Source organism: Pseudomonas sp. 5P_3.1_Bac2 (genome assembly GCF_025465995.1).
Lineage (GTDB): Bacteria > Pseudomonadota > Gammaproteobacteria > Pseudomonadales > Pseudomonadaceae > Aquipseudomonas.
Window position 1 is genome coordinate 207,813 of the sequence record NZ_JANLNY010000022.1, and the last position, 17,685, is coordinate 225,497.

The following is a 17,685-nucleotide window of genomic DNA, read 5'->3' on the forward strand; positions in this document are numbered from 1 at the left end:
CCTAGGCGGCGGATTTAGCCCTTAAAGGCGTCGCACAGGGCTTGCGCCTCGGCCACATCCAGGGTGCCTTCGTAGATCGCCCGGCCAGTGATGGCGCCGATGATGCCAGGGGCACGGGCATTGAGCAGCTTCTGGATATCACCCAGGTTGTGGATGCCACCCGAAGCGATCACGGGGATGCGGCTGGCGGCAGCCAAGGCGGCTGTGGCTTCGATGTTGCAGCCCTGCATCATGCCGTCTTTGGCGATGTCGGTATAAACGATGGCGCTGACGCCGTCGGCTTCAAAACGCTTGGCCAGATCCACCGCTTGCACGCTGCTGACTTCCGCCCAACCGTCGGTGGCGACGAAGCCATCTTTGGCATCCAGACCGACAATCACTTTACCTGGGAAGGCTTTGCACGCCTCGGCCACGAACTCCGGTTGCTTCACCGCCTTGGTGCCGATGATGACGTAGCTGACGCCCGCTTTAACGTAGTGCTCGATGGTCTCCAGCGAGCGGATGCCGCCGCCGATCTGGATCGGCAGTTGCGGGTAGCGCTTGGCAATTGCGGTGACCACTTCGCCGTTGACCGGCTGGCCTTCGAAGGCGCCGTTAAGGTCGACCAGATGCAGACGGCGGCAGCCACCTTCTACCCATTTGGCGGCCATGCTTACCGGGTCATCGGAAAACACCGTGGAGTCTTCCATGCGGCCCTGACGCAGACGCACACAGGCGCCGTCTTTAAGGTCGATTGCGGGAATAATCAGCATCGCTAAAACCTGCTCTAAGTCTTAAAAATTCGGTGGATCAGCTCTTCTCGAGCGCCCACAGGTCACTTTCGATGCTCTCAAAGCGCTCTTTGAGCTGCGTCTGCACATCGAAAATGGCTCGGTTGTAGTAGTGCGGGGCGATCTCGCGGGCGAACAGCTCAAGCACTTCGGCGGCCTCGAAACTGCCTAAGTCCAGCTCGAAGCGATCCGCCATAAAGCGCTTGATCGCCTGGCAAGCATCACGCTCCTGATCCACCGTGAGGGTCATCAGGGGCGCTTTGCTGCGACCGCGCGCCATCAGCGTTGGCCGTCCCAATTGACGAAGTTGCGCAGCAGTTGCAGGCCGTTGGTGTGGCTTTTTTCCGGGTGGAACTGCACAGCAAAACGCGAACCGTCGGCCAGCGCAGCGGCGAAGTCCTTACCGTAATGACCACGACCGACTACCTGCGCCGGGTTGCCGGCTTCGATGTAGTAGCTATGGACAAAATAGAACCGCGACAAATCGTCGATGCCCTGCCACAGCGGGTGATCGGTGACCTGCTGCACTTCGTTCCAGCCCATGTGCGGGACTTTCAGCGGCGCGCCGTCTTCCACCAGATTCTTTCCGAAGAAGCGCACTTGGCCGGGGAACAGGCCAATGCAATCCACTCCGTCGTTCTCTTCGCTGTGCTCAAGCAAGGCCTGCATGCCCACGCAAATGCCGAGGAACGGCCGATCGACGCTGACTTCACGCACCAACGAGTCGAAGCCCAGACGTTTGATTTCCGCCATACAATCACGAATCGCGCCGACACCGGGGAACACCACGCGATCTGCTTCGCGGATCACCTGCGCATCGCTGCTCACTACCACTTTACCGGCGCCTACATGCTCCAGGGCCTTGGCCACCGAGTGCAGATTGCCCATGCCATAGTCGATTACCGCTACCGTTTGCACTTACAGGCACCCTTTAGTCGACGGCATCTGCCCGGCCATGCGGGGGTCCAGCTCGATGGCCATGCGCAGGGCGCGGCCAAAGGCTTTGAACACGGTTTCGATTTGGTGGTGGGTGTTGGTGCCACGCAGGTTGTCGATGTGCAAGCTGACCAAAGCGTGGTTAACGAAACCTTGGAAAAACTCCTGGAACAGGTCCACGTCGAAGCCACCGACCACCGCGCGGGTGAACGGCACGTGCATCTGCAGGCCAGGACGGCCGGAGAAGTCGATCACGACACGGGACAAGGCTTCGTCCAACGGCACATAGGAGTGGCCGTAACGGGTCATGCCTTTTTTGTCGCCCACGGCCTTGGCGAACGCCTGGCCCAGGGTGATGCCGACGTCTTCGACGGTGTGGTGGTCGTCGATATGCAGATCACCCTGGCACTGGATATCCAGGTCGATCAGGCCGTGACGGGCAATCTGATCGAGCATGTGCTCAAGGAATGGCACGCCAATAGCGAACTTGGCTTTACCAGTACCATCCAGGTTGATCGAGACCTTAACTTGGGTCTCCAGGGTGTTGCGCTCGACGAATGCCGTACGTTCGGCCATCACCAGCTCCAGAATTAACTCGTGAAAAAGGCAGGCATTATAGGCGGCACGTGGCCTGCACGGCTACCAGCGCAGCCTGCGCCTGGTCTACTGCGACCAGAGCGCAGGGCAACGGGCCTTAGCGGAACAGCACCAAGGTTTTCTCGAGGGTGATCCACACGCCCCAGGCCAGCGGAATACCCACGGCCAGCCAGGCCAACAGCGCCAAGGCTTGGCTGCCAGCGGCAGGCGCCCAGGACAGTTCAGCGGCTTGCGGAGCTTTTTTCGCCTCACTGGCGCGCTCAGCAGCCAGCTCCGCTTCGCTCATAAAATGCTTAGGCGCCACAGGACGCACCAAGGCGTTACAGATAAAGCCCAGCACCAACAGGCCTGCGAGGATATACAGGGTGATGTCATAGGCGGCCGCACGCTCGACGCCAATGCTCAGCTGGTACTCGCGCAGATAGTTAACCAGCACCGGGCCGAGAATCCCCGCCGCCGCCCAAGCCGTCAGTAAGCGGCCATGGATAGCACCAACCATTTGGGTACCGAATAGGTCTGCCAGATAAGCGGGCACGGTGGCAAAGCCGCCGCCGTACATCGACAAAATGATGCAAAACGCCAGCACAAACAGCGCCAGACTGCCGACATTACCCAGCGCCGGCACTGCAGCATAGAGGGCAAAGCCTAAGCCGAAGAACACAAAGTAAGTGGCTTTACGGCCGATAAAATCCGAGCAGGAAGCCCAGAAGAAGCGCCCACCGATATTGAACAGGCTAAGCAAACCGGTGAAACCTGCGGCGATTGCAGCAATCTCGACCAACTGCGCCGCGCTTAACTCAGTAAACGACAACTGATTACCCAGCAACTGACCGGCGAACACCTCCTGCAACAGCGGCGAGGACATGCCGATAATGCCAATACCCGCCGACACGTTCAGGCACAGCACCGCCCATACCAACCAGAACTGCGGGGTGCGCCAGGCTTTGCTGACGTGCACATGGCCCTGGGTGATCATGACGTTGCTGGCTTGCTTAGCCGGCGCCGTCCAACCCGCAGGTTTCCAGCCGGTGGGCGGAACGCGGTAGCCCAAGGCGCCAGCCAGCATAAAGACGAAATAAATCGCTGCCATAGCGACAAAGCTTTGCCACACCCCCACACCATCAGCGCTGGCGAAGTGGCCCATCAGCGCCGTAGCCAGCGGGGCACCGACCATGGCACCACCGCCAAAGCCCATGATCGCCATGCCAGTGGCCATGCCGCGCTTGTCCGGAAACCACTTGACCAAGGTCGACACCGGCGAGATGTAGCCCAACCCCAGACCAATACCGCCAATCACCCCTGAGCCCAGCCACATCAGCCAAATCTGATGGCTGTAGACACCGAGGGCGGAAATCAGCAGACCGCCACACCAGCACAGCGCGGAAACCAAACCAGCCTTGCGCGGCCCAGCCTTCTCCAGCCAGCCGCCCCACAGCGCTGCCGAACAACCAAGAAAGACGAAGAACAGCGTGTACATCCACCCCAGCATGGAGATTTGCCAGTCACAACTACTGGCAAACACCTGCTCGAAAAACCCTAGATCGGCGCTGCACGCCACGGGGGCTGTGATGCCAATGGCCTTCGACAGCGGCAACCAAAACACCGAGAAACCGTAGGCCATGCCAATGCACAAATGGATAGCCAAAGCTGCTGGCGGCACTAGCCAGCGGTTAAAGCCAGGTTTGGCAATGATGCGTTCTTTACTGAGAAAAGCAGGCTGCGCAGATGCGCCGTCCGGGTTAATGGCGACCGTCATTTTTGTTCTCTTATTGGGAGTTAGGCAAAACTCGCGCCGCAACCTTGTTTGGCACGCAAATGTCGCGACAGCGGTGAGATTAGCATTTATTTTTGCCGCCATACACGATCAAACGCACAGATCGTCTCAGCTTAGAGGGCTCGCCGACAGCGCCGATCCGCGTCCATATAGCCAGACAAACCAGCCCCAGTTCGCGACAGCCAGCCCTGCCAGCACTAAGCCCAGCACCTGCCCCTGTAAGCCCCAACTCAGCGCCGCCAGCGTCAGCAGCAGTAGGCGCAAGCTTTCCAGTTGCCACACATAGCGCGCGCCATCGAACAAGCGCCCGAGGCTGACGCAGCCCAGCAGCGTCAGCCCCGCCAGCATCAGTACCTGCCAGGCGGCCGCCTGTTTAAGGCTGAACAAAAACAGTAGCGCCAGGCCATTGATCAACAGCATCTGCACTGCCGCATAGGCCTGCAACTGAGGGGCATAACGGCCTTGGTACTTATGCTCCGGCATGCTCGGCCAAGGTTGCTGGCGTACATCCTGCGGCCGCCAGCCGGTGGGCATCCACCACAGGCGCAGCTTGTCCCACCAACGGCGGGTGGCGCAGGCATCGGCCCAAAGCAAACGCCACCAGGAAAACTGCAACCGCAGCGGATCAAAGCTATTCACCGGCGTGGTCACGCCATAACGCACCGGCTCGTGCTCCTGGGCATAAGTACCGAATAAGCGATCCCAGATAATGAACACACCACCGTGGTTTTTATCGATGTAGCAGTCGTTTTGCCCATGGTGCACGCGGTGCAGCGATGGCGTGATCAGCACCTGCTCCAGCCAGCCGAGCTTGCCGATGTGCTGGCTATGTATCCAAAACTGATAGGTCAGCTGGCAGCCCAACAACAGCAGGAACATCGGTAATGGCATGCCCAGCAGCGCCAAAGGCAAATAAAACGGCCAGTCGAAGCCAGTTTGAAAGGCACCTTTGCGCAGGGCTGTGGATAAGTTGAAGTCTTCGCTGGAGTGATGGGGTTGATGGGCGCCCCACAGCAGGTTGTAGCCATGCATGCTGCGGTGCGACCAGTAAAAGCAGAAGTCCACCAAGATAAAACCCAGCAGCCATTGCCACGGCGAATGGCTGTCCCACTCCAGCCAGCGCGCATGCTCATAAAGCCAAGCGTAGGGCACGATCAACAACAGGCGCAGCGGCGCTTCCAATAGCACGCGCAGTAACGCGGTGTGCATGCTGGTGCTGGCATCGGCCAGGCGATAGGTATGCCGGCCGCTGTAACGCTCGTAAGCTAACTCCAGCAGGATCAGCAGGACATACAGGGGAAAAGCCAGCACCGCGACGTTCATAACCACCTCGGTTTTATTATTCTGCCTGCCAGACTAGCGCCAGCACGCCGCCCTGCGAGCAGCTAAAAACGCCAAATGACCGAGCCTAATCCGCCAGCCGCGGGGAACCGCCATGCTCACCGGCTATCCAAACACAACATCCAGTTGCACCCGCACGCCAAGCGCCGCACGGCCATGGGCGCGCCATAAACAGCGCACCGGGCCAAGCACTTGGGTTAATCAGCGCGTCCCCGCCAGCCAACGCCGCCCTTCGGCGAACGCTGGCGTTATACTCGTCGGTCTAAGCCGCTCATTACTTTTAAGCTTCACCACAAGGATTCGCACATGAAAGCGCTCGGCAAAATCATCGGCCTGGTAATCCTCGGGCTATTGCTGATCATCGTGGGCCTCGGTTTCGCCCTCACCCACCTGTTCGATCCCAATGATTACAAAGACGAAATTCAGCAGTTGGCGCGGGAAAAGGCCAGCCTCGAGCTGAATCTCAAGGGCGATATCGGCTGGAGCCTATTCCCATGGCTCGGCCTCGAACTGACTGATGCCACTTTGGCCAGCCTCGAGACCCCGGACAAACCTTTCGCCAACCTGCGTCTGCTCGGCCTGTCGGTACGGGTACTGCCACTGCTGCGCAAAGAGCTGCAGATGAGCGATATCCGCGTGGATGGCTTAAGCCTCGACCTGCAACGCGACGAAAAAGGCCACAGCAACTGGGAAAACGTCGGCAAACCGGCCGCAGCCAAGACCCCGGCCAACAGCCCTGCACCGGCGACAACCGATGAAAGCCCAAGCCCAGCCGACAGTAGCGTGGTCGCCAGCACCAGCAAATCGCTCAAGCTGGATATCGACAGCCTGATCGTCAACGGCGCGCGGGTTGATTACCACGACCTGCAAAAAGGCCAGCAATTCAGCGCGGAAAGCATCCAGCTCACCACCGGCGCCATCCGCGACGGCGCCAGCGTGCCGATCAAGCTCAGTGCCTTCTTCGGCATTAACCAGCCGATCATCCGCGCCCGCACCGAGCTGCAAGGCAACCTGCGCTTCGACCGCGCCCTGCAGCGCTACCAGCTGGAAGACAGCAAGCTGTCCGGGGAAATTTCCGGCGAGCCGCTTAACGGCCAGACCCTCACCTACTCCGCCCAAGGCCAATTGCTGCTCGACCAAGCCGCACAGATCGCCGAATGGAATGGCCTCAAGCTTTCCGGCAACCAACTGCGCGCACTCGGTGAGATCAAAGTCCGCGACCTTGGCAGCGCACCGAAAATTACCGGTGGCTTGTCCATTGCACCACTGAACCTGCGTGAATTCCTCGCCACCATCGGGCAAAAACTGCCGACGCTGACGGACGACAAAACCCTCAAGCAATTCGAGCTGGTCACCCGCTTAAACGGCACCGCCAACAGCCTGAGTCTGGATGATCTGAAAGTCACCCTCGACGACAGCCATTTTACCGGCCAAGTCGCCGTAGCCGACTTCAGCAAGCAGGCCCTGCGCGTGCAGCTCAAGGGCGACCAACTGAACCTCGACCGCTACCTGCCAGCGCCGGATAAAAACGCCAAGAGCAGCAGCGCCGCCCGCGCCTCGGAAGTAAAAGCCAGCATCGCCAGCGCCGGTGAAAGCGGCAGCACCCCGCTGCCCAACGCCCCAACTCAACATGCCTGGAGCACTGCCGAAGTGCTGCCACTGAACAGCCTGCGCAAGGTTGATCTGCAGCTCGACCTGGCCCTCGCGCAGCTCACCGCCAAGACGCAAGCCATCAGTGACTTCAGCCTCAAGGCGCAAGGCAAAGATGGCCTGATCAACCTGCAACAAGCACAAGGCAAATTGGGCAACGGCAACTTCGCCTTCAACGGCACCATCGACGCCCGCCCGGACAACGCCCTGCTCAGCCTGCACAGCACGCTTAAGCAAATCCCCGTGCAAGCCTTCCTCACCAAACCAGAGCAACCGGCGCCGGTTAAAGGCCTGCTGGACTTAACCGCCAACCTCAGCACCAGCGGCAACAGCCAACGCGCCTGGGTCGACGGCCTGAACGGCAACGCCAGCTTCTTGCTCAATAAAGGCGCGCTGGTCGGCGCCAACTTGGAACAACAACTGTGCCGCGGCATTGCCACGCTCAACCGTAAATCCCTCAGCAGCGAAGTGCGCAGCAAGGACACTCCATTCGAAACCCTGCAAGGCAGCCTCAACATCAACCATGGCGTGGCCAGCAACCCGGATCTGAAGGTGGCCATACCTGGCCTCGCGGTTAAGGGCGACGGCGATCTGGATCTGCGCATTCTGGGCCTGGACTATCGCATCGGCATCACCGTGGAGGGCGATACCCGCGCCATGCCAGACCCAGCCTGCCAGGTGAACTCGCGCTACGTCGGCATCGAATGGCCGGTACGTTGCCGTGGCCCGCTGGAGATGGGCGGCAAAGCCTGCCGCCTGGATCAGGACGGCTTGGGCAAAGTTGCCGCCAAACTGGCCGGCAACAAGCTCAATGAAAAAATCGAAGAGAAGCTCGGCGATAAAGTCAGCCCCGAACTCAAGGAAGCACTCAAGGGCCTGTTCAAACGATGAGCCCTGAGCAATTTTCCCAAGCGGTATTAACCTGGTACGACAGCCACGGCCGCAAGGACCTGCCGTGGCAGCAGAACATCAACCCCTACCGGGTCTGGGTGTCAGAAATCATGCTGCAGCAAACCCAGGTCAGCACCGTGCTGGGTTACTTCGACCGTTTTATGCATGCGTTGCCCACCGTGAAGGCACTGGCCGAAGCGCCGGAAGATGAAGTGCTGCACCTCTGGACAGGGCTGGGTTACTACACCCGCGCGCGCAACCTGCAAAAAACTGCGCAACGGGTGATGAGCGAGCATGGCGGCGAGTTTCCCCGCGATGTCGAGCAACTCACCGCCCTGCCCGGTATTGGCCGCTCCACCGCCGGCGCTATCGCGAGTTTAAGCATGGGCCTGCGCGCGCCGATCCTCGACGGCAACGTCAAGCGCGTGCTGGCCCGTTACGTGGCCCAGGAGGGCTATCCCGGCGAGCCCAAGGTGGCTAAGCAGCTATGGGACGTGGCCGAGCGCTTGCTGCCACAGAGCCGGGTTAACCATTACACCCAAGCCATGATGGACTTAGGCGCGACCCTGTGTACCCGAAGCAAACCGAGCTGCCTGATTTGTCCGTTGCAAAGCGGCTGCCAAGCCCATTTGCTTGGCCTGGAGATTCGCTACCCTATCGCCAAGCCACGTAAAGCTGTGCCGCAGCGCCGCACGCTGATGCCTCTGCTGCACAACCGCGCAGGCGAGGTGTTGCTCTATCGACGGCCATCCAGCGGTTTGTGGGGCGGTTTATGGAGCCTGCCGGAGCTCGAAGATATTGCCGCGCTGGATGACCTCGCCGCCCAGCACCAGCTCCAGATCGGTCAGCGCCAAGCTTTGGCAGGGCTAAGCCACACCTTTAGCCATTTCCAGCTGGCAATCGAACCCTGGCTGGTGCAGGTCGAGCGTGCCCCTAGCGCCGTGGCCGAGGCGGACTGGCTCTGGTATAACCTCGCCACCCCGCCGCGCCTGGGCCTTGCCGCCCCAGTAAAAAAACTACTGAAACGCGCCGCCGATGCACTCGCCACCACCGCGACTATTGGAGAACCCGCATGACCCGCACCGTACAGTGCCGCAAACACAAGCAAGAGCTCCCCGGCCTGGAGCGCCCGCCTTATCCAGGCGCCAAAGGTGAGGACATCTTCAATAACGTGTCCAAGCAAGCTTGGGACGAATGGCAGAAGCACCAGACCCTGCTGATCAACGAACGTCGCCTGAACATGATGAACGCCGACGATCGTAAGTTCCTCCAAGGCGAAATGGACAAGTTCCTCTCCGGCGAGGACTACGCCCAAGCCGACGGCTATGTGCCGCCTAGTGAATAAAGCTTTTGCGGGCGTATTGACAGCTCAATACGCCCGGTGAAAAACCTAGCTGTAACCCTCGAACAAAGCTAAGCGCAGGAAATAATTAAATATTTTTTCACTTCACGCTTGACGCCCCCTCGAGAAACGCGTTTAATGCGCCCCGTTGCCCAGGTAGCTCAGTCGGTAGAGCAGGGGATTGAAAATCCCCGTGTCGGCGGTTCGATTCCGTCCCTGGGCACCAAAATACCGAAACCCCTGATACCGCAAGGTACCAGGGGTTTTTTAATACCTACGATTTAATGGCTGCTAGAGCATTTCTGGGCCAAGGCGCTTTGATCGTTTGATGGCAAGCAGTCCAACAGACTTTCGGTACAGCCCCAAAAACTGAATAGTTTTAATCTGAATGAAACGTTCAGCTTGAGAGCCTCCGACAGACAAGCTGAGACGCCGGCCATACAGCTCGCCCCAGGCACCCTTTCGCTCCCCAGGCACGCCACAGGATCTCTGAGCGCGCCCGACCGCCTTTCACTCCGAACGATTACAAGTTACGCGGTATGCGCGGCACGCATAGCCCAGCCCCTCGAGTCGAACAGCAGGGCAAATACTGGATCTGCGCTGCAACTGGGTAACTGATCCGACTTGCCCCCTTTGCATTCGACTAATCAGCCATTTGCATCGACTTTGACCAGTACTCTTCGTGGCCTGACGTTCTCCCCAGCAACCAAGATCAAGGCCGCTTAGGGAGAAACTCTAGTTTTGAGTGGTGCAATATTTGGGGGGACGTCAATTATGAGAAAGCTCTACTTCTGACGAGTACGGATTTAAGGCGGGATTACCAGGGCATCCAGTTCCAGGATTGATCAGCAGCACGCTCAACTGCTGTGGTGGCTGGTGCTGCAACCCTGATGGTGATTCGCAGACCCGTTGAATAAAGTTATCGGTGAACAACAGCTTACCGTGCACGAAATATTCGTTCGGCCGCAGATTGGGATTGTCGATCTTGGTACCCAGTCGAGCGGCCAACCAGCTTCCGGCCTCGTAATGACTGATCCAGCGCTGTCGGGAGAGGTCAGTCAAGGCTCCGCTCGGTGCATCCCGAGCGACCACAATCACCGGCACGTCACTGACTTCTGGCACCAGGTCGTTGTGCCCCCAATAACCGCCCTCACCCAGGCGCTGACCATGGTCACCGGTGATGATCAGATAGCGCTCACCTTCCAAGCGGTCGAAGTCGGCAAGGATCTCCGCCAGCATTGTGTCGAGGTAGCGAATCGAGTTGTCGTAAGCGTTGCTTTGCCCGTCAGGCCCCTGGTCCGGCCAGGGTGCCGGGGTCGGCTCATGATGATAGTTCTGGGCATACGGCAAATGAGCGGTACGTAGATTGAGCACCACGAAGTTTCGGTCAGCCCAGCGCTGCTGACCGAGTATGTCGAGTAGCGCCCGATCCTGGCGCTGGAGAAAGCGCAGCGGATGATCTTCACGGGTGATGGACACATCAAGGTAGCGGCTACCGAGGTGAGCCAACAACTTGGACTCCTGCGATGACAGCCAGTGCGTGCGAAAGCCCGCTTCACGAGCAAAGCGGAACAAGTTGATTTGCCCGCTACGCAACAGGTTGTCCTGGCCTGGTTCGCGAATGGGGTTGAGCAAATAGGGGAGGCTTACATCGGTGGCTACGCCGGCGGCAACTCCGCGCCTGGAGAAGGCATCTGGGTGGTCGCGTAGATAAGCCGTGAGCTGTGGCGTGGTATCGCGGGAATAGCCGAACAGCCCCAACCGATCGCTACGCAGCGAGTCGGCCACTACCAGCCACACATGGCGCGCGCTGCTTGGGATTGCGCTGAGCTTGTAGGGAGCGAATGGTGAAGGCGGCAGGCTGGCCTCGCCACGAAAGGCCAGGCGTACCGCCCAAGCGGAAAACGCATTGAGGCTATTGTGCAGCGCGCTACGGCTTGGGCTGGCCACGAAGGAATCGAGGTTTCGGTAGGTTGCCCGATACGGTTTCGAAAGCAGCACCACGGCAATCAATACCAGCGCCCAACGACTCTGTGGCAGGGCAACCCGTGTCGGCACTAGGAGGTGAAGGGCCAACAGCAGGCCGTAGGGCACTGTCACACAGAACAGTACCGGCCAATGCTGTGCGGCGCTATGCAGCGCGGTCTGGCGCACTTCGGCGGAGTCATTGAGCAGCGACTGGATGTCAACAGCGCTGAGCGGCTCGCCGAAAAAACTAATGTTTCCCAGTTGCAGTAATTGCATCAGCACGAATAGCAGCACGATAGCCACCGTCAGTGCGCGCAGATTGCACAACCACAGCGCCGCACTGAACAGCCATAGCGTCACCCCATAGCCAAGCTCTAGTTCGGCGCGGTTGCTGGAAGTGAACAGTTGCTGCAGAAAGTCGTCGGCGAGTAATAGCGCACAACTTAGGCTGGCCAGTAGCACAAGATTGAGCCAGGCACGCGAGGTAACCGGCTTGGTGGGCAAGGGGGAGGAAAGCAACATGCGTGGTCAGACTCCGTGTTTGTCGGGCAGAGGGCGGCGGCGCCCCGTGATCATCGACAAGGGCAGGTTTTCTCGCAGGCGCAGGCTTTCGTAGAGGGCAGCAGCCACATGCAAGCACACCAGCGCGAGCAAGCCATCGGCGATCCAGGAATGCAGTGTCATCAGCCAGTCGACGCCCCACAACGCATCAACTTCTTGCATCAGTAAGCCAGTTAGCCCCAGCGCGGTAATTGCCAGCATCATCAGCAACATCACCAAGGCACCGAGCGGCGAATGGCCTAGGCGGTGAAAGGGGCGTCCGTGACGCAACGCAGACAGGTGCTCGGCCAGACGCATACGGGTCGGCCAGAAGTCCGTCCAGCGTGCACTGCGCGGACCACTGAAGCCCCAGACCAGACGCAGCAGCAACCAAGCACAGGCGTAGTAACCGAGCCAGGTGTGCCAATCATCGCCGGCCTCGTTGAAGAAGTAGTTGGCGACGAAGACACCCGCGAGGGAAAGGTGAAACAGACGTATTAGTGGGTCCCACAGCCGGATCGTCGCCGCGCTCATCAGTCTTCGATCTCAGTCTTCACGGCGTTACCGCTAACCGGGTCGTGGTAGATCTCTACCTTGCGCTTATCTTTGTCCAGACCATAGATCTCGTAGCAGTTGCCATCAGTGATCTTGAATTTGCTGATCTGATAACCCTGGCTCTTCAGTTGCGCCTGGAACTTCTCCGGGTCTTGCCAGGTGGAGCGCTGGGCAGTGGTGCATTCGGTTTTGGCGAACGCTAATGGGCTGGCCAGCAGCAAGGCTGAAAACAGTACGTAGCGCATGATCAAAGCTCTCTTGTCGATGGGAGGCTTACGGTGAGGGGCGAAGCTTAATGAAGTCTTAGCGAGCAATATCCAGTAACACATGGCCGCAGCCAGCGAGCGCCTTGCTCGCCATCATGGCGGCATTCTTGAGAAGGAGGACGGCCACTTGCGGGTGTTACTGGTGGAAGATGATCGCGCCCTAGCCCAGGGGATTCGAATGGCCTTTAGAGGTGAGGGATACACCATGGACTGGGTTGCCGACGGTCTAGACGCTAGCCACGCCCTGCGTTGCGAGCGATTCGACCTGGTGCTATTGGACCTGGGGCTACCACGTCAAGACGGCCTGGATTTACTGCGTGAAATGCGCGCACGAGAAGAAGGCAATGTGCCGGTTATGATCCTCACCGCACGCGACACCACCACCGACCGTATCCAAGGCCTTGACGCCGGCGCCGACGACTACCTGATCAAACCTTTCGACCTCGACGAGCTGAAAGCCCGCATCCGCGCTCTGCTGCGTCGCAGCCAGGGGCGTGCACAGCCATTGTTGGAGCACTCCGGGATCAGCCTGGACCCGGCCACTCAAGAGGTGCGCTACCAGGAAAACCTGGTGACGATGACGCCCATGGAATACCAGTTACTGCATCAGTTGCTGATACGCCCTGGCGTGGTGGTGACGCGCGAGCGGCTCAGCAACACCCTTTATGGCTGGCATGAAAGCGGACCGGGCAACACTCTGGAAGTGCTAATCCACAACCTACGCAAAAAGCTGGATAGCCGCCTGATCCGCACAGTGCGTGGCGTCGGCTACGTGATGGAGCGCGGATCGTGATTGCCATCCGCACCCGCATCCTCGCGCCGACCATCATCCTAGTCATCTTCGGCAGTTTGGCACTGGGGCTACTCGCTTGGCGCGATAGCCATCGCGAGATCGAGGAGGTCTATGACGCCCAACTGGTACAAGCAGCACGACTACTGGAGGGCATCCTCCAACGTCAGGATGATCCGCAGCAGACTGATTGGGCACAGATTGGCGCAGCCCTTGATGCGGCATTGGATCGATCCGGCGAGGGCATCCTCAGCCACCCCTATGAAATCAACCTGTCCTTCCAAATCTGGTCGCAGGATGGTCAGCTACTGGTTCGCTCGCAACATGCGCCGTTACTGCCATCACCGCCAGCAGCGGGATTACATGACCTGCTTATCGACGGCCAGAACTGGTGTGGCGTGCTACTGCAGGACCGCGTGCACGGAATGCGCATCTGGGTAGGCGAACAGGACGACCTGCGGCAGGACCTCATCCAACGCATCGTGCAGCACGCCCTAATTCCGACCCTGATCGGCCTACCTCTACTGGCGATGATCATTTGGCTACTTCTCGGCTGGGGGCTGAGGCCCCTGCAACGTTTGGCCTGGCAGATCCGCGCGCGCCCGGCGGACAGCCTTGATCCTCTTAATTCAGGCCCGCTTCCACCCGAGCTAGAGCCCATGCGCACGGCACTCGACCGCCTGCTCGGACAGTTGCGATGTGTATTGGAGCGCGAACGTCGCTTTATTGCCGACGCAGCCCACGAGCTGCGTACGCCGCTGGCGGTCATTGATATCCACGTACAAAATGCACGCCAAGCCAGTAACAAAGAGGAACGCAACGAGGCGCTGGATTTTCTACAGCAGGGTGTGAGACGTGCCACACGAACCGCCAGCCAATTGCTGACCATGGCCCGTTTGGAGCCTGCCGGCTATGAGCGACGCCCGCTCGATTTGGTCGCCCTAGTGCGCGAAGAACTGGCCGAGCTTGCGCCACTTGCCCTTAGTCGCGAAGTTGAGCTCGTGCTCGATAACGAGTCTGACTGCTCCTTGCTGGGTGAGCCTAGCTCTATCGCTATTCTTCTGCAAAACCTGCTCAGTAACGCACTGGCCTTCGCCCCAAAAGGTAGCGAAGTGCGCGTGCGGCTGCGCCATTGCAGTGACCAGGAAGTGGAGTTGCAGGTGTTAGACGAGGGACCAGGAGTCAGCGATGCCATGCTCAACCGCCTGTGTGATCGTTTTTACAGTGAAGGTAACCCCGATGGGGTTGGACTCGGCTTGGCCATCGTCGAGATGATTAGCCTTCGCATGGGTGGCGTCCTGCAGTTCTCCAATCGAGACCAGGGTGGTTTCTGCGTGCAGCTAAGATTCCCCCGGCAGGCTCACTCTTGAGTTCACACCACCAGTCGCACCATTAGCAGCATCAGCAAATGTCTTGAGTAAAACACCTAGGTTCATTGTTTTACTGGTCAAACCTTCACCGATGCCGAGTACGCGACTCCGTCCCTGGGCACCAAAATACCAAAACCCCTGATACCGCAGGTAACAGGGGTTTTAATACCTGACGTTTAGCCCAAGCACTCAGTGCTTAAGCGACTACAGCCAGCATGTCGCTTAAGCATTAGCTATGCACTGCATGACAGCCGATAGCTGCACAAGGGCCAGCTAGCGCAGTGCATCGGCCAACGCGTTACGCTGAACGTGGTCGGGCAGCAAGCGCGACTGAATAAACTGAGAATCTTTACTCAGCCGGTAGTCAGGCCCCACGAAGTACTGCTTGGCAGTGGCATCCCCCTTCGCTGTATAGAGAATCCAGGCCGTACTGATCCCGGCAAACTCGTTCTCCTTATTCACTCGAACCGGACTGAAATGGGTCGCGTTATGGGCGGTGGCGAACCACCCCGGAGCATTTTTGAGGGTGCTGCTCTGCAGCAGGGGCCACGTAAATGCCGGCACCACAAAATCCGCAGCACCGGTCAGCATCAGCGTCGGGACGTTAACAAACAGGCCAATGCCCAGAGCCCCCGGCTCAATCGGTAGCGACGCCACCTGCTTAAGATCAGGATCGATCAAACTCAAAAGACTTTGCGGCAATGACGACACCTGTACGGTTGCCTGCCCACCTGCGGAGTGACCCGCCACCACGACTTTATTGAGATCCACCTTGCCATACAAAGGAGACTGCGGGTCTTTGTTCAACTTACTTACCTCTAAAACCCCCAACACATGCATGGTGGGCGTAATATTAATAAAGTCTGACGAACTGACTACAACAAAACCATAACTGGCCCATTGCCTTACTAAATGCTCATGCTCCCCCGGATTGGAAAGTATTCCTCCCACGAAGTTAATGACTGGCAGCTTATCCAACTGCTGAATATTTTCTGGATAATAAACACTGTTTGATACGGGGTTTTTAAATCCGTAGGGAAAGGACTCATTACACTGCACATTCGAATCCAGTAACACCACCTTAGCCAAGACCCCGACCAAGCTACGACAATCAGCCGCCACTGAGTTGGTCGCCACAGCATAGGGGCCCGCGCTATCAACGGCAGCGTACTGGTCGTTAGCCTGGCCAAACGCTGCGAACAACTGCGAGGCCTGCACAGACGCCGTCACGCTGAGCAAAGTAGCGGCTGCAGTACAGATTAATTGTGTTCTAAGAGTAAGTTCTTAATAGCATTCATCGTCATATCCTTATGTAAGTACACTGAGAAGAATCGGCTAGGAAAAATCAACCCCGAAAAGAGGCACCGCTAGAATCAAATACAAAGATCAAGAAACATTTACAGCGCATCCACAATTAACACATAAACCTTAAAACACAACCGACAGAGGAATACCAAATAGATATACACACAAGCTATTTAGTCAAAAAATAAACTAGCACCAACACTCCACTATTAATCAATTAATAAATACCAATCTATTAATCCCACATATAAACAATAACTTGCACTTAAGCTCAGCTATTGCGCCTCGCGGGCAAAAATACCGTCGAACACCCTACTGGCTACAGCAGATGACTGACGAAATCCGCCTCTGCAATAAGCTCACCCACTCAGTAACATTCTCGACACCTGCGCCAGCACACAGCGTTGCGTCACAAGCACCCTCGCGCACCAAGCTGTTGTGGAACTAAACGACTAGAAATGCACAGCCGAAAAACTGCTCGGCGCGACCGCTGCCTGATAGCAGGCACGTGATCTGGCTGGCTGAGCGCCTGGACGCAGCTAATTCATCGGTAAATGTCGCCGCAGTGTTGGCCTATCTGCGCAAAGACTTTTACAATTGGCCGCTTTGCTGGATCACTTTGCTGATAAATCGGACAGTGTTTAACCCGTGCACCTTATCTTGCGGGTGCCTGCACACTGATCGCGACAGCGTATTGTGAAAGCGTCCTGCGTCTTGGCGCTCCGCCAAACGCTATGCTAGCGTTGCGCCCATTGTCAGACAGGCCACGCCCCATTCCAGCGCCCCATTTACCTAGGAGAAACCATGGCCGAGGCTACGCCCGCGCTGGAAATTCGCGACTTACATAAGCGCTACGGCGAACTAGAAGTGCTCAAGGGCATTTCGCTGACCGCCCGCGACGGCGACGTGATCTCCATTCTCGGCTCATCGGGCTCCGGTAAATCAACGTTTCTGCGTTGCATCAACCTGCTGGAGAATCCTCATCAAGGGCGAATCCTGCTGGCCGGTGAAGAGCTCAAGCTCAAGGCCAGCAAGAATGGCGAGTTGATCGCAGCCGACAACCGCCAAATCAACCGCCTGCGCAGCGAAATTGGTTTCGTCTTCCAGAACTTCAACCTGTGGCCGCACATGAGCGTGCTCGATAACATCATCGAAGCACCGCGCCGCGTACTGGGCCAGAGCAAGGCCGAGGCGATTGAAGTGGCTGAAGCGCTGCTGGCTAAAGTCGGCATTGCCAACAAGCGCCACGCTTACCCCAACGAATTATCCGGCGGCCAGCAACAGCGCGCGGCGATTGCCCGCACCCTGGCCATGCAGCCGAAAGTGATCCTGTTCGATGAGCCGACCTCGGCCCTCGACCCGGAGATGGTACAAGAAGTGCTTAACGTGATTCGTGCACTGGCTGATGAAGGCCGCACTATGCTGTTAGTAACCCATGAGATGAGCTTTGCTCGTCAGGTTTCCAGCGAAGTGGTGTTCCTTCATCAAGGATTGGTTGAAGAACAAGGCTCACCCGAGCAGGTGTTTAACAACCCCACCTCAGCGCGTTGTAAACAATTCATGTCCAGCAACCTATAACGGAGCTCCCCC

General features: G+C 58.2%; 16 protein-coding genes and 1 tRNA gene. 7 read left to right on the forward strand and 10 right to left on the reverse strand.

The features are described 5' to 3' along the window. Positions 1-14: 14 nt before the first annotated feature. From hisA to NTD81_RS12420, 6 genes are all read right to left on the reverse strand, one after another. Complete coding sequence (hisA, locus tag NTD81_RS12395; RefSeq protein ID WP_262182748.1) at positions 15-752, reverse strand: 1-(5-phosphoribosyl)-5-[(5-phosphoribosylamino)methylideneamino]imidazole-4-carboxamide isomerase; 738 nt, start codon at positions 750-752, stop codon at positions 15-17. A 37-nt stretch (positions 753-789) separates the two neighbouring features. Further along, on the reverse strand, positions 790-1,050 hold the full coding sequence (locus tag NTD81_RS12400) for a DUF2164 domain-containing protein (RefSeq protein ID WP_262182749.1): 261 nt from the start codon (positions 1,048-1,050) through the stop codon (positions 790-792). Then, positions 1,050-1,688 (reverse strand): imidazole glycerol phosphate synthase subunit HisH, encoded by a 639-nt coding sequence (gene hisH / locus NTD81_RS12405; RefSeq protein ID WP_262182751.1) that lies wholly within the window; start codon positions 1,686-1,688, stop codon positions 1,050-1,052. The genes NTD81_RS12400 and hisH overlap by 1 nt, the downstream gene beginning before the upstream one ends. After that, positions 1,689-2,282, reverse strand: coding sequence for an imidazoleglycerol-phosphate dehydratase HisB (gene hisB, locus NTD81_RS12410; RefSeq protein WP_262182754.1), 594 nt, complete (start codon positions 2,280-2,282; stop codon positions 1,689-1,691). A gap of 118 nt (positions 2,283-2,400) precedes the next feature. Continuing rightward, complete coding sequence (locus NTD81_RS12415; RefSeq protein ID WP_262182755.1) at positions 2,401-4,059, reverse strand: OFA family MFS transporter; 1,659 nt, start codon at positions 4,057-4,059, stop codon at positions 2,401-2,403. A 126-nt stretch (positions 4,060-4,185) separates the two neighbouring features. Continuing rightward, entirely contained in the window at positions 4,186-5,400 is a 1,215-nt protein-coding gene (locus NTD81_RS12420; RefSeq protein ID WP_262182756.1) for a sterol desaturase family protein, read from the reverse strand. Between the two features lie 324 nt (positions 5,401-5,724). Here NTD81_RS12420 and NTD81_RS12425 point away from each other — a divergent pair, with 324 nt between their 5' ends. From NTD81_RS12425 to NTD81_RS12440, 4 genes are all read left to right on the forward strand, one after another. Next, the gene (locus NTD81_RS12425) at positions 5,725-7,959 is read left to right on the forward strand and encodes an AsmA family protein (protein WP_262182758.1); all 2,235 of its coding nucleotides are present in this window, start codon (positions 5,725-5,727) and stop codon (positions 7,957-7,959) included. Continuing rightward, the gene (gene mutY, locus NTD81_RS12430) at positions 7,956-9,035 is read left to right on the forward strand and encodes an A/G-specific adenine glycosylase (RefSeq protein WP_262182761.1); all 1,080 of its coding nucleotides are present in this window, start codon (positions 7,956-7,958) and stop codon (positions 9,033-9,035) included. The genes NTD81_RS12425 and mutY overlap by 4 nt, the downstream gene beginning before the upstream one ends. Beyond that, positions 9,032-9,304, forward strand: coding sequence for an oxidative damage protection protein (locus tag NTD81_RS12435; RefSeq protein WP_262182763.1), 273 nt, complete (start codon positions 9,032-9,034; stop codon positions 9,302-9,304). Before mutY ends, NTD81_RS12435 begins: the two co-directional genes overlap by 4 nt. A 147-nt stretch (positions 9,305-9,451) precedes the next feature. Beyond that, positions 9,452-9,527 (forward strand) — tRNA-Phe (locus NTD81_RS12440). 542 nt (positions 9,528-10,069) lie between these two features. Here the strand turns inward: NTD81_RS12440 and NTD81_RS12445 are convergent. From NTD81_RS12445 to NTD81_RS12455, 3 genes are read right to left on the reverse strand one after another with little or no spacing between them, the layout of a single operon-like run. Then, entirely contained in the window at positions 10,070-11,791 is a 1,722-nt protein-coding gene (locus tag NTD81_RS12445) for a sulfatase-like hydrolase/transferase (RefSeq protein ID WP_262182765.1), read from the reverse strand. 6 nt (positions 11,792-11,797) lie between these two features. Continuing rightward, entirely contained in the window at positions 11,798-12,343 is a 546-nt protein-coding gene (locus NTD81_RS12450) for a cytochrome b/b6 domain-containing protein (RefSeq protein WP_262182767.1), read from the reverse strand. Further along, positions 12,343-12,609, reverse strand: a complete 267-nt coding sequence (locus NTD81_RS12455) for a PepSY domain-containing protein (RefSeq protein WP_262182769.1) — start codon at positions 12,607-12,609, stop codon at positions 12,343-12,345. Before NTD81_RS12455 ends, NTD81_RS12450 begins: the two co-directional genes overlap by 1 nt. A 148-nt stretch (positions 12,610-12,757) precedes the next feature. Between NTD81_RS12455 and NTD81_RS12460 the strand changes: the two genes are divergently transcribed. Together NTD81_RS12460 and NTD81_RS12465 are read left to right on the forward strand one after the other, a co-directional pair. Beyond that, positions 12,758-13,423 carry a response regulator gene (locus NTD81_RS12460; protein ID WP_262182976.1) on the forward strand — a complete coding sequence of 222 codons (666 nt, stop codon included), beginning with the start codon at positions 12,758-12,760 and terminating at the stop codon, positions 13,421-13,423. Then, a complete protein-coding gene (locus NTD81_RS12465; RefSeq protein WP_262182772.1) occupies positions 13,420-14,790 on the forward strand; it encodes an ATP-binding protein in 1,371 nt (456 codons plus the stop codon). Before NTD81_RS12460 ends, NTD81_RS12465 begins: the two co-directional genes overlap by 4 nt. A gap of 273 nt (positions 14,791-15,063) precedes the next feature. Here NTD81_RS12465 and NTD81_RS12470 read toward each other — a convergent pair whose 3' ends face one another. After that, positions 15,064-16,020 (reverse strand): adenylate cyclase, encoded by a 957-nt coding sequence (locus tag NTD81_RS12470; protein WP_262182977.1) that lies wholly within the window; start codon positions 16,018-16,020, stop codon positions 15,064-15,066. Positions 16,021-16,899: 879 nt separating this feature from the next. Here NTD81_RS12470 and NTD81_RS12475 point away from each other — a divergent pair. Next, entirely contained in the window at positions 16,900-17,673 is a 774-nt protein-coding gene (locus NTD81_RS12475; protein ID WP_262182775.1) for an ABC transporter ATP-binding protein, read from the forward strand. Positions 17,674-17,685: the final 12 nt, after the last annotated feature.

What these genes read in the sequence shown, in the direction of transcription:
- mutY (WP_262182761.1), top strand. Translation starts at nt 7,956, where the DNA reads ATGAGCCCTGAGCAATTTTCCCAAGCGGTATTAACCTGGTACGACAGC.
- NTD81_RS12420 (WP_262182756.1), bottom strand. Translation starts at nt 5,400, where the DNA reads ATGAACGTCGCGGTGCTGGCTTTTCCCCTGTATGTCCTGCTGATCCTG.
- NTD81_RS12445 (WP_262182765.1), bottom strand. Translation starts at nt 11,791, where the DNA reads ATGTTGCTTTCCTCCCCCTTGCCCACCAAGCCGGTTACCTCGCGTGCC.
- NTD81_RS12475 (WP_262182775.1), top strand. Translation starts at nt 16,900, where the DNA reads ATGGCCGAGGCTACGCCCGCGCTGGAAATTCGCGACTTACATAAGCGC.
- hisA (WP_262182748.1), bottom strand. Translation starts at nt 752, where the DNA reads ATGCTGATTATTCCCGCAATCGACCTTAAAGACGGCGCCTGTGTGCGT.
- NTD81_RS12400 (WP_262182749.1), bottom strand. Translation starts at nt 1,050, where the DNA reads ATGGCGCGCGGTCGCAGCAAAGCGCCCCTGATGACCCTCACGGTGGAT.
- hisB (WP_262182754.1), bottom strand. Translation starts at nt 2,282, where the DNA reads ATGGCCGAACGTACGGCATTCGTCGAGCGCAACACCCTGGAGACCCAA.
- NTD81_RS12415 (WP_262182755.1), bottom strand. Translation starts at nt 4,059, where the DNA reads ATGACGGTCGCCATTAACCCGGACGGCGCATCTGCGCAGCCTGCTTTT.
- NTD81_RS12425 (WP_262182758.1), top strand. Translation starts at nt 5,725, where the DNA reads ATGAAAGCGCTCGGCAAAATCATCGGCCTGGTAATCCTCGGGCTATTG.
- NTD81_RS12435 (WP_262182763.1), top strand. Translation starts at nt 9,032, where the DNA reads ATGACCCGCACCGTACAGTGCCGCAAACACAAGCAAGAGCTCCCCGGC.
- NTD81_RS12450 (WP_262182767.1), bottom strand. Translation starts at nt 12,343, where the DNA reads ATGAGCGCGGCGACGATCCGGCTGTGGGACCCACTAATACGTCTGTTT.
- NTD81_RS12455 (WP_262182769.1), bottom strand. Translation starts at nt 12,609, where the DNA reads ATGCGCTACGTACTGTTTTCAGCCTTGCTGCTGGCCAGCCCATTAGCG.